The sequence below is a fragment of the Streptococcus sp. DD04 genome, assembly GCF_001578725.1.
In the GTDB taxonomy this organism is placed as follows: Bacteria; Bacillota; Bacilli; order Lactobacillales; family Streptococcaceae; genus Streptococcus; species Streptococcus sinensis.
Genome location: NZ_KQ968977.1, coordinates 295,406 through 305,992 on the forward strand (window position 1 = coordinate 295,406; position 10,587 = coordinate 305,992).

At 42.9% G+C, this 10,587-nt stretch carries 11 protein-coding genes; 1 reads left to right on the top strand and 10 read right to left on the bottom strand.

The annotated features are described in order from the left end of the window. Window positions 1–29: 29 nt before the first annotated feature. From STRDD04_RS04185 to STRDD04_RS04215, 7 genes are all read right to left on the bottom strand, one after another. Entirely contained in the window at window positions 30–230 is a 201-nt protein-coding gene (locus STRDD04_RS04185) for a F0F1 ATP synthase subunit C (protein ID WP_005589732.1), read from the bottom strand. 611 nt (window positions 231–841) lie between these two features. Continuing rightward, window positions 842–2,218: a sensor histidine kinase gene (locus STRDD04_RS04190; RefSeq protein ID WP_062199604.1), complete on the bottom strand. Its 1,377-nt coding sequence runs from the start codon at window positions 2,216–2,218 to the stop codon at window positions 842–844. Continuing rightward, window positions 2,215–2,871 carry a response regulator transcription factor gene (locus STRDD04_RS04195; RefSeq protein WP_037616309.1) on the bottom strand — a complete coding sequence of 219 codons (657 nt, stop codon included), beginning with the start codon at window positions 2,869–2,871 and terminating at the stop codon, window positions 2,215–2,217. Before STRDD04_RS04195 ends, STRDD04_RS04190 begins: the two co-directional genes overlap by 4 nt. A 21-nt stretch (window positions 2,872–2,892) precedes the next feature. Continuing rightward, window positions 2,893–4,110, bottom strand: coding sequence for an ABC transporter permease (locus STRDD04_RS04200; RefSeq protein WP_062199607.1), 1,218 nt, complete (start codon window positions 4,108–4,110; stop codon window positions 2,893–2,895). A gap of 11 nt (window positions 4,111–4,121) precedes the next feature. Then, the gene (locus STRDD04_RS04205; protein WP_062004917.1) at window positions 4,122–4,796 is read right to left on the bottom strand and encodes an ABC transporter ATP-binding protein; all 675 of its coding nucleotides are present in this window, start codon (window positions 4,794–4,796) and stop codon (window positions 4,122–4,124) included. Further along, on the bottom strand, window positions 4,783–6,048 hold the full coding sequence (locus STRDD04_RS04210; RefSeq protein ID WP_062199609.1) for an efflux RND transporter periplasmic adaptor subunit: 1,266 nt from the start codon (window positions 6,046–6,048) through the stop codon (window positions 4,783–4,785). The genes STRDD04_RS04205 and STRDD04_RS04210 overlap by 14 nt, the downstream gene beginning before the upstream one ends. Window positions 6,049–6,076: 28 nt before the next feature. Then, window positions 6,077–6,343, bottom strand: a complete 267-nt coding sequence (locus tag STRDD04_RS04215; protein ID WP_062199611.1) for a hypothetical protein — start codon at window positions 6,341–6,343, stop codon at window positions 6,077–6,079. A gap of 241 nt (window positions 6,344–6,584) precedes the next feature. Here STRDD04_RS04215 and STRDD04_RS04220 point away from each other — a divergent pair, with 241 nt between their 5' ends. Further along, complete coding sequence (locus STRDD04_RS04220; RefSeq protein WP_062199613.1) at window positions 6,585–7,595, top strand: lactonase family protein; 1,011 nt, start codon at window positions 6,585–6,587, stop codon at window positions 7,593–7,595. Window positions 7,596–7,862: 267 nt separating this feature from the next. Here STRDD04_RS04220 and metK read toward each other — a convergent pair whose 3' ends face one another. The 3 genes from metK to STRDD04_RS04235 form a co-directional block, all read right to left on the bottom strand. Continuing rightward, window positions 7,863–9,053, bottom strand: coding sequence for a methionine adenosyltransferase (gene metK / locus STRDD04_RS04225; protein WP_062199615.1), 1,191 nt, complete (start codon window positions 9,051–9,053; stop codon window positions 7,863–7,865). A gap of 343 nt (window positions 9,054–9,396) precedes the next feature. Further along, window positions 9,397–10,011: a tetratricopeptide repeat protein gene (locus STRDD04_RS04230; RefSeq protein ID WP_062199617.1), complete on the bottom strand. Its 615-nt coding sequence runs from the start codon at window positions 10,009–10,011 to the stop codon at window positions 9,397–9,399. 33 nt (window positions 10,012–10,044) lie between these two features. Further along, entirely contained in the window at window positions 10,045–10,512 is a 468-nt protein-coding gene (locus STRDD04_RS04235; protein WP_062199619.1) for a deoxycytidylate deaminase, read from the bottom strand. Window positions 10,513–10,587 lie beyond the last annotated feature (75 nt).

The following is a 10,587-nucleotide window of genomic DNA, read 5'->3' on the forward strand; positions in this document are numbered from 1 at the left end:
TGACACCCCCTTTTCTAAAATAGAAAAAACTATTTGATAATGAAAGACATAACCAAGGTAACGAAGAAAGTACCTTCAACAAAGGCGACACCCATGATGAGCAAGCTTCTTAATTGATCAACCATTTCTGGCTGACGTGAAGCTGCTTTAAACAGATTACTCATAATCAAACCTTCAGCTAATGAGACACCAAAGCAGGCAATACAAAGTCCTAAAAATGTTAAATTCATGATGAATTCTCCTTTTATATTTTTTAAATGTACCCCATTAGTTTACTCCTAATAAAGGTAATAGTCAATTATTTTGTGATATTGTAAGCGTTTTTTAGGTTTTTCTTTTTAATCCATGAAAGTCCTTAGCTCAACTGGCTTTTACTGAACGATATCCCCTTGTCAAATTCCCATTTCCAGAACCCAACAAAAAAAGAGCATAGGATTTCCAGTTAAATAATTGCTGATTCTAAACAGCAATCAGACCTATTATACTGCTGTCTGCGACATCCTGATTAAAGGTAGCTATATTTTCAACCGCATCAGCCAAGCTCTTTTGGACATTGTCACTTGTTTATTGAAACTGACTCCCAAATGCTCAAAATCAATTATTCGGCCTGCCCCTCTGACAGTTCTATCTTTATCTACAATATCTTCAACATCATCTCACTAATAAAGCTTTATTTGGATAAGCTCATTCTTATATTTTATAAAGGTATACTATCTTTATTATTAATTTCTATTTTACCATATTTAAGAGAGAATTTCTAGACAATGCCAAGAGTAGGTATGACAAACGCATAAAAAAATGTATGGAAGCCTTTCCTGATTCCATACATCTTCAATTTCGTTTAGTCCTTATCTATTTGAGGTAAAAAAATCGTAAAGCGCATCCATCTATTCTCAACAGCTTCAAAGCGATAAGTGAGATGGTGCTTTTCTAAAATTTGCTGAACGATGAAGAGCCCCAGTCCTGTACCGCCATCTTTCCGATTGCGACTATAGTCCGGTCGATAAAATGGCTGGAAAATCTGCTGAATCTGTGACTCGTCCAGTACTTTCTCAGCTTCATTTTCTACGATTAACATCCTATCGTCTAAGCGAACCAAAACTTCTCCACCTTCCACTGTATAATGAAAGGCATTATCAATCAGATTTTTAATCGCTTTGAGTAAATAGGTCTTATTCCCTCGAACTGTCACTTCTGAAAGTTGAACATTAAAGCGATAATGCTTGAGATCAGCCAGAATCTTGTAAGTGCTGATATTTTCTTCAAGCAGCTTTTTCAAAGAGAAGGTTTCTCGTTCTGTCTCCGTCGTCATCTCCAGTTTTGAAATAGCCAGAATAGACTGGACTAAGTCCGACTGTTCTTCTAAGATTTCGCGGCACTTCTGCAGATACTTATCACGATCTTTAAACTCACCCACGCCATAAATCATCCCGTCAATCATTCCCATCATGCTGGTAATTGGCGTTTTCAGTTCGTGGGAAGTCATACGGAGAAATTCTGCTTTTTCGCGCTCGCTTTCTGCGACTTTTTCATTTTCCAAGCGCAGAGCTTCCATACTAGCTAATAAATTCGTATATAAATGATTAATATCCTGAGCCAAATCGGCTATCTCGTCTTGCCCTTTTACTTGACACAAGACATCTGGAAGCAGGGTCGTCATTTGACGGGTGCTCGACGATATATCCTTGATCCGCTGGCTGGAAGTCCGGCTATAGAGATAGGCAACTACGCCTCCTAGACTCAGCGACAAAAATAGCACAAAAGGATAGAGATTAAGCAAAATCCGGCTGGCATCCGACACTGGCTGCAAAGAATACTCACCTCTCAGGACAACTTCCTTACCATCTGAAGTCCTAAAGCTTTCTGACAGGGTCTTGCTCTCATAGTCACTGCTAGGAATCGTTGGGACAATTGTCAGCTGTAGCGAGCTTTCTCCGCCATCCTCAAGAGAGGGATACAGAATCGTATTGTCTTGAGCCAGCAAGGTAAACCAAATCTGATTGTTTTTTTTGCTATAGTTGCTCAAAAGCTCACTGATTTCCTGACTAGACTTTCCTTTAACCTGCTTGGCAACCTGATCAAACTCTCTCTGGGCTTCGCCCCCCTTGACCTGCTGGTAATAAACCGGCATAGCAAAGTAAAGACTAGCCAGCACGATGGTCACTACCACAAAAATGATGGAGGAAGTCAGAAGGAAATTCTTTTTGACAATTTTCACTTGTCTTCTCCTCCAAGCTGGTAACCCATACCTGTGATCGTTTTCAGAGGAATGCCTGGAATTTTCTTACGAATGTTCTTGATATGATTATCCAACACTCGGCTATCTAACTCACTATAGCCCCAAATGGTATTCATCAGCTGATCGCGCGTCACCAAGTGGTCTTTTCTCTTGGCCAGAGCCTGCAAGATTTCATACTCTTTCTTGGTCAGAGGCATCTTTTCGCCATGCCAATAAACCGTGCAGTCATCAATGGAGACTGTCAGCTCACCGACAGCAATTTCTGAAGCGACGGTATTCCGACGCAGAATATTCTCAATCCGTTTGACTAAGATCAGCGGTGAAAAAGGCTTGGTCACATAATCACTAATGAGGTGGTTAAAGCTGACTAGCTGAGTGTACTCATCATCTAGTGCTGTCAGGATCATGACCGGAATCTGAGAAGTCTTGCGAATTTCTTTGAGAACATCCAGTCCACTCATGGTTGGCAACATCATGTCTAAAATAACTAAGTCAAAAGACTCTGCTTCAAATTGAAGCAAAGCCTCGCCTCCATCAAAGACTGGTGTAACTGCATAGTTACTTTCTTTTAAAAATTCACAAATGACTTGATTGATCGTAGTATCGTCTTCCACTACTAAAATCTTTTGCATATATGCTTGATTCTCCTTTATTTATTCAAATCGCAGGGCTTCAATTGGATCCAGCTTGGATGCTTTCACAGCCGGCAGGAGCCCAAATACTACTCCTATTATACAACAAAAGAGCAAACTTACAAAGACCGAAAATAGAGATAAAATATATGGATAGGCCAAAGACTGGGTAATAGCAAAGCCAGAGGCGATACCTGCTACCACACCAATAATTCCTCCCATCAGAGTCAGGATGACCGCTTCGATCAGGAACTGCTTGAGAATGATCTTGCGCCGAGCTCCTAGAGCCTTTTTAATCCCGATTTCACGTGTCCGCTCTGTCACTGAGACCAGCATGATATTCATAACCCCAATACCTCCGACTAAGAGGGAAATGCTAGCAATACCCGCCAATAGTACGAAGTTGGACTTGTTGAGATTTTCCAGCTGCCGTTCAAATTCCTGCAGGTTCAGCACACCAAACATATAGTCTGACTGCGACATCTGCTGATTGAGATAGTCACTGACCTTCTTAGCCACCTTCTTCAAATCATCGGCTTTATGGGTTTGGACCGTTACTTCTGGACTGACATTGATGGTATCAAAAATCCGGTGCCATTGTTGGAGAGGAATATAAGCCACCTTTTCCGAACCAGAGGTTAAACCACTCTGCTCAGTAGACTCAAATACGCCGATGACTTTAAATGGGTTGCCCATGACTTCTACATACTTACCGATGCCATCTCCATTAGGAAAGAGGGTGTCATAGAGCGTCTTTTCTAGATAGGTCACTTGCTCTTGATTTTTGAAGGCTTCTGAGTCAAAGCCCTCCCCTTCCAACAAACGTTGTTGCTTGATGTCAGCTACTGACTGCGAAACCGCCTGAACCTTCCCAGATGACTTCTGACTGAGATAGTAAATCTTTTCGTCTGTACCATAAGTCATCAAAGCATTTTTGACTCCAGGGATTTCCTTGATCTTAGCTAAAACATCCTCTCCCATAAAGGGAATATAAGAAGGCTTCTGAGCTTGGGATTTTTCCGGAATGGTCGGATCAATCGAACTTTTCTTGTCGTAGACAACCTTGATGGTATTATTGTTACCGCCGATGAGCTGACGCTTGGTATTTTCCGTATTTCCTTCAATGATGGAAAAGATAGCAATAATAGCACCAATCCCGATGATAATCCCCAGCATGGTCAGCATAGAGCGCATTTTATGCGACAGGATTGAGTTTAGAGCTACAAAAATATCTTCCATATAGCCCCCTTCTATCCTAACGCCCGAGTCTCTATATTACCATCCCGCAAAACAACCGTTTGTTTGCAAAGCTGGGCAACTTCCGGCTCGTGGGTAATGATGACAATGGTCTTGCCTTGTTCATTAAATTGCTTGAAAAGCTCCATAATCTGAACACTGGTCTTAGTATCCAGCGCTCCAGTCGGCTCGTCTCCCAAAATAAAGCTGGGATTGGTCACCAGGGCACGCGCAATAGCTACCCGCTGCTTTTGACCACCGGACAACTCCATAGGCTTAAAGTCACTTCTTTCTTCCAAACCGACCAGACGCAGCATTTCCAAGGCACGTTCTCGTCTCTCTTTTTTAGGAACTTTCATGTAAGTCAGAGGTAATTCTACATTTTGGCAGGCTGTCAGCTTGGGCATGAGGTTAAAATTTTGAAAAACAAAACCAATCTTCTGATTACGCAAATCCGACAGCTGATTGTCGGACAGATCAGAGACATCAGTCCCTTCGATATGGTAGGTCCCTGAGTTCGCCTTATCTAGGCATCCGATGATGTTCATCAGGGTGGACTTGCCAGATCCGGACGGCCCCATAATCGCTAGAAAATCCCCCTCTTTCACATGCAGATCAATTCCTTTTAAAATCGGAAATTCCTGACTGCCCTGCTGATAAGATTTGTGGATATCCTTAAGCTTTAACATTCTGTCCTACCTCCATCCCTTCTTCCATGCCCTCTTTTGGTGTCGAAATGGTATCCTGCATTGTCAGGCCTTCTGTAATCTCCACCAAACGGTCGGAAACTTTCTGAGTCTTAACTTCCTGCATTTTCAGCTTCTTGCCATCTACTTTCCAGACATAGGTTTTACCATTTTTGCTGAAGGTATAGGATTTATTGACAACTACCTTGCCTGCCTCAGGAGCATTTTCTACAACATTGACATAAGAATGGGAGCCTATCAATGGCATTTCTCCGCCTTGATCCAGCTCAACAGTATAAGGGTACTTGCCTTGGTTGGGGTTTTCCTGTTGTTTGTTTCCGCCGTTGCTATTCCCGGTATTTGCTGTTGTCAAAGTACCGACCTGGGTCACCGTGCCACTCCAGCGTTTCTTCGGATCCTTACGGTCCACGACATCCACTCTCTGTCCCACGCTCAACTTCTCACGGTCAAATTCACTGACAGATCCTTTAATCAACGTTTTGGACTTGTCCATGATTTCAATAAAGTTTTCTTCTTCTTTTTTGGTCTTGGACTGAGTTGGCAAATCTTCATTCATGGATGTAATGGTTCCAGCTGTATCGGCTGTTACGGTATCATACTTCATCCGGTCTGATTCCGTCTGAGCAGTCACCTGAGCCTTTTCAGCCTCAATCTGAGCTGTCGTCACTTCATTGTCAGCAGTCTTTGCATCAGTGAGTGCTTGAGCCAGCTCGTCTTCGGCAGATTTTATCTGCTCCAGCAGAGACTCGTCTTGACTAGAATTATATTTTCCCTTGAGTGCATTGAGACTAGCCAGCTTACGGTTATAGGTTTCCCATTTGATAGCGGCGCTATTTTGAGCAGTTGTAATGGCGTTGGCCTTAGACTGGGCGTCGTATTGAGCTGACTGGGCTGTCAGTTCCTGCGATGTCACATAGGAGAAGAGAGGTTGACCTTGTGTCACTGTATCGCCATTTTTGACAAATACTTCCTTGACTTCTCCCTTGGAAGGGTCAATCTTGACCTTACTGCTATTGTTAGCAACTACTTCCCCAGATAAAACTAGGCTTGTTTTCTTACTGTTATTGACAGCTTCCTGAACCGTCAGCGAATCAATCTTTTTATCTACCATTTGCATGGCCTGTTGCTGATTGACCTGCTTGAGAAGCACATAGCCTCCCAGACCAGCACAAGCAAGAATGACTGTGCTGCCCAATATAATGGTTTTACGATTCATTTTTTTTCTTCGAAACATATTGCCTCCAACCTACAAGTTTTATCTTTTATTCACTAGCTGATTCAGATTCATCCGTTGGCATTTCTTCACCGTCAGCTGGGATCTGAATAACATTTCCGTCTGGCATCGTGTATTCTGTTACTTCCTTGCCGTCTACTGTCTTGGTTTTTTGATCAACAGCGTCTTTCTTAAAGTCCACTTGTTTGCCGTCAATGACTTCTTGATTATCTGCATTTTTAGATCCACATGCGGCTAAAAAGAATCCAGACATTCCGATAAGGGCAACAAGCATAGCAATTTTTTTTGTGTTCATTTGATTTCTCCTTTGTTTTAGAAAACAGGAATTTTGAGCTTTCCTGATTGTATTTGTTTTTTTGAACAATTCCATTCTATCAAAGCAGTCTATCCCCTTCCTAACCGCTATCTGTTTTTTGTCTGTTTTTTAGAACTGATACTATTCTTTTAAAAATAAGTCTTATCCTATGGGCTAAACCCCTTTCAACTAATTTTATGGTATAATAGAGTGATATATTTTAAAAGAATGAGGTGTAGAAATGACTCAAACAGTTTATTTTGGAACATATACCCGCCGAGATTCGCAAGGAATTTACAAGGCAGAATTTGATACTGAAAAGGGACAGCTATCAAACTTGGAGTTAGTAGCTGAGGAACCAAGCCCCACCTATCTAGCCTTTGACCAAGCTGGTCATCTTTACACAGTTGGCGCAGAAGATGGACAAGGTGGAGTTGCTTCCTATGACCAAAAGGCTCAGCTGCTCAATCGTGTGGTGGAAGAGGGCGCTCCGCTTTGCTATGTCGCTGTTGATGAGGAGAGAGGCCTTGTTTACGGAGCTAACTACCACAAAGGACAAGTGCTGGTCTACAAGCGGCAGGAAGATGGCAGCCTAAAACTGGCTGATTCGGACACTCATATCGGCCAAGGTCCTCATGCCAACCAATCCTCTGCCCATGTCCATTATACTGACCTGACACCCGATCAATACCTGATTACTTGTGACCTCGGAACGGATCAAGTAACCACCTACGATGTGACAGAAGCTGGAAAACTGAATAAACTTGATACATACACATGTGCTGCTGGAGCTGGAGCACGCCACATTGTCTTTCATAATCACCATAAATTGGCCTACCTCATCTGCGAATTAAACTCAACCATTGAAGTGTTGATTTACGATGGCGTTGGGCAGTTTGAGCACCTGCAGACCATCTCAACTCTCCCAGAAGGATTTGATGAATTTAATGGTACAGCAGCCATTCGCCTCTCTGCAGACGGCAAGTTCCTTTACGGCTCTAACCGCGGCCATGATTCGATAGCCGTTTATCAAATTCTGGCTGATGGAAGTTTGCAGCTTGTCGAAATCACGCCAACAAACGGCAAAAATCCGCGCGATTTCAATATCACACCTGACCAAAACTATATCATTGCCGTCCATCAAGACTCCGACAATGCAACTGTCTTCAAACGCGATACTGAAACAGGAAGATTGACTGAGTTATCTCATGATTTCTATGTACCAGAAGCTGTCTGTGTTACTTTCAAATAAGCAATTGCAAAATGTGATTTTCCAATAAGGAGCCTTCACAAGGTTCTAAGCATTGATTTGGAGGCAGTCCGTTAGAAAACAACACCTTTTATAAGTAGTCATTCAACTCTTATTACAGCATTGGCTCATTTTGCTGTAAGTCTCTACTGCTTCCACCTCACTGTTACAAGCAAGCTTAAAACCATAAAAGAAAAACAACAAACAACCCATCTCCAGAATTTTTCTGGAAATAGAGCTTGTTTGTTGTTTTTGTATCAAGTAAAATACTTATTTCACTGCTGCTTTCAAAGCCTCTACCTTATCCAACTTTTCCCAAGGCAGGTCAATGTCTGTCCTACCCATGTGGCCATAAGCTGCCGTCTGACGATAGATCGGACGTTTCAAATCCAGCATTTGAATGATACCAGCTGGACGCAGATCAAAAATCTGACGAACTGCTTCCTGCAGCTTGCTTTCTGCAACTGCTCCAGTTCCAAAAGTATCGATGCGTACAGAAACCGGCTGAGCCACACCAATAGCATAAGCTAACTGCACTTCCGCTTTCTTAGCAAGTCCTGCCGCAACGATGTTTTTAGCGATGTAGCGAGCTGCGTATGAAGCAGAGCGGTCGACCTTTGTTGCATCCTTACCAGAAAAGGCACCGCCGCCGTGACGAGCATAACCGCCGTAAGTATCCACAATAATCTTGCGTCCTGTCAAGCCAGAGTCCCCTTGAGGACCGCCGATTACAAAACGGCCGGTTGGATTGATGAAGAATTTTGTCTTCTCATCCAAATACTGGGCTGGGATAACCACTTTAATCACTTTTTCGATCACATCACGATGAATCTCTTCATTGGTCACTTCTGGGTCATGCTGGGTCGAAATAACCACCGTATCCACGCGCACAGGCTGGTCATTTTCATCATACTCAACGGTCACCTGAGACTTAGCATCTGGACGCAGATAGGCAATCTCTCCTGACTTGCGCAGCTCTGCCAAGCGACGGACTAGCTTGTGGCTGAGTGAGATGGGCAGCGGCATGAGTTCTGGCGTTTCATCTACTGCAAAGCCGAACATGAGCCCCTGGTCACCAGCTCCAATCAAGTCCAGCGGATCCCGCTCTGCATTCCCACGAACTTCCAGCGCTTCATTGACCCCTTGGGCAATATCTGGCGACTGCTCTACCAAGGACGGATGTACACCGACCGTCTCAGCAGAAAATCCATACTCTGTATTGGTGTAGCCAATCTCTGCAATGGTATCCCGAACCACGCGGTTAATGTCCACATAAGCTGTAGTTGAAATTTCACCAAAAACATGAACCGAGCCTGTATAAACGGCTGTTTCAGCAGCCACATGGGCATCTGGATCCTGACTCAAGACAGCATCCAAAATAGCATCGGAAATTTGGTCTGCAATCTTATCGGGATGTCCCTCCGATACAGACTCAGACGTGAAAAGTTTACGTTCTGACATAAAAATGTCCCCCCTTAAAAAAATATTAAACAAATAAACAAACTCCAAAATGATTGCAAATCATATCACCTACGAGTTACGACGCGAAAGAAATAAAACGATACTTTTTTATTTCTGAAGCTAGTAAGACGCATCGGTTGACCGCAATATAGGGGCAACCGTAGAATGACGAGCGACTTTGGAGCCGTCATTGTTTGCGAGTTACAAAGTACTGATAGAAGTTTCCTACCATCTTATCGGGACTATATAACCTTTTCATTATATCACTTTTCTCTAAAAAATTCAGAATCTTTTAAATAGAAAAAGCTATAATCAGAAACTATAGCTTTATTGCAATGATAAACTAAGGGCAGCTTGCTAACAACTCTTCAACTTTCGCCTTACCGATAGCATCACCAGCTTGGTCAAAAAGTCTGATAGCAGCCGCAAAGTTGGATCTTGCTGCTTGTAGATTTCCCAAAGCTTGAGCAATTTCACCCAAGCCTCGGCAACTACATGCATGATTTACCACATCATCTGACTCCATAGAATAGATATGTGACTTTTGCATAAAATCCTGAGCTTGAGCCAACCTGCCTAATTTAAGATTTAGATAGCCTAGCTCATAGAGATTAACTGATTGACGATAATGGTCATCTGGGAAATACTTTGCTAGGAAAGCAGCTTCTTTTTCAATCCACTCTAAAGCTTGACAAAAATCTCCCGCAGATCTAGCAACATAACCTAGCTGATGATAAGCGATATGCTCATTTTCTCTATCACTTTCTTTCTGAGCCTGATTCAGATAAGCCTCTAAATTTGCAAAAGCATTCTGATAATCCTGCCTTTCTACAGCTAGATAGGCCCGTAAATTCCAGCGGCTAAAGGAATCTTTTTTCAGCTGCTGCTCTAGTTCTTCGGCCTTATTTAACTGTTCTTCAAAGAAATATTGCCAAGCGGCTGCCAATTTATCATTCATCTACCTTCTCCTTTTACCTCCAGAACTTCTCGCCTAAACCAAATCCGTCTGAGCAATAGCTTCTTTAACATCATCCAGCGGCAAATGAACTAATTCCACCTCTTTTTCCTTGTAGAGATATTGAGCATAGTCATCTATCCGATATTGGTTGATGTAGACCACCCGTTTGCAACCTACCTGAAGCAGCTGCTTGGTACAGTTGAGACAGGGAAAATGGGTCACATAAGCCGTAAAGCCTTTAGGCACGCCCCGCTCAGCTCCCTGCAAGATGGCATTGACCTCCGCATGCAAGGTCCGTACACAATGACCATCAATGACCAAACACCCATGATCAATACAGTGCTCCGTTCCTGAAACGGAGCCATTGTAGCCGGTCGATATGACCTTATTATCCTTGACTAAGACCGCTCCGACCTTGGCGCGTTTGCAGGTCGAACGATTGGCAATCAAAAGCGCCTGTGCTGCAAAATATTCATCCCAAGCTAACCGATTTGACATCATCATTCACTCCTCCATCCATTCTCACTATATTATACTAAAACACTTGGCGATTGTCACCCTAACAAGAAAAAAGGG

Excerpts from the sequence above, each read along its gene's own strand:
- STRDD04_RS04185 (WP_005589732.1), bottom strand. The coding sequence starts at position 230 with ATGAATTTAACATTTTTAGGACTTTGTATTGCCTGCTTTGGTGTCTCA.
- STRDD04_RS04195 (WP_037616309.1), bottom strand. The coding sequence starts at position 2,871 with ATGCAAAAGATTTTAGTAGTGGAAGACGATACTACGATCAATCAAGTC.
- STRDD04_RS04200 (WP_062199607.1), bottom strand. The coding sequence starts at position 4,110 with ATGGAAGATATTTTTGTAGCTCTAAACTCAATCCTGTCGCATAAAATG.
- STRDD04_RS04205 (WP_062004917.1), bottom strand. The coding sequence starts at position 4,796 with ATGTTAAAGCTTAAGGATATCCACAAATCTTATCAGCAGGGCAGTCAG.
- STRDD04_RS04210 (WP_062199609.1), bottom strand. The coding sequence starts at position 6,048 with ATGTTTCGAAGAAAAAAAATGAATCGTAAAACCATTATATTGGGCAGC.
- STRDD04_RS04215 (WP_062199611.1), bottom strand. The coding sequence starts at position 6,343 with ATGAACACAAAAAAAATTGCTATGCTTGTTGCCCTTATCGGAATGTCT.
- STRDD04_RS04220 (WP_062199613.1), top strand. The coding sequence starts at position 6,585 with ATGACTCAAACAGTTTATTTTGGAACATATACCCGCCGAGATTCGCAA.
- metK (WP_062199615.1), bottom strand. The coding sequence starts at position 9,053 with ATGTCAGAACGTAAACTTTTCACGTCTGAGTCTGTATCGGAGGGACAT.
- STRDD04_RS04230 (WP_062199617.1), bottom strand. The coding sequence starts at position 10,011 with ATGAATGATAAATTGGCAGCCGCTTGGCAATATTTCTTTGAAGAACAG.
- STRDD04_RS04235 (WP_062199619.1), bottom strand. The coding sequence starts at position 10,512 with ATGATGTCAAATCGGTTAGCTTGGGATGAATATTTTGCAGCACAGGCG.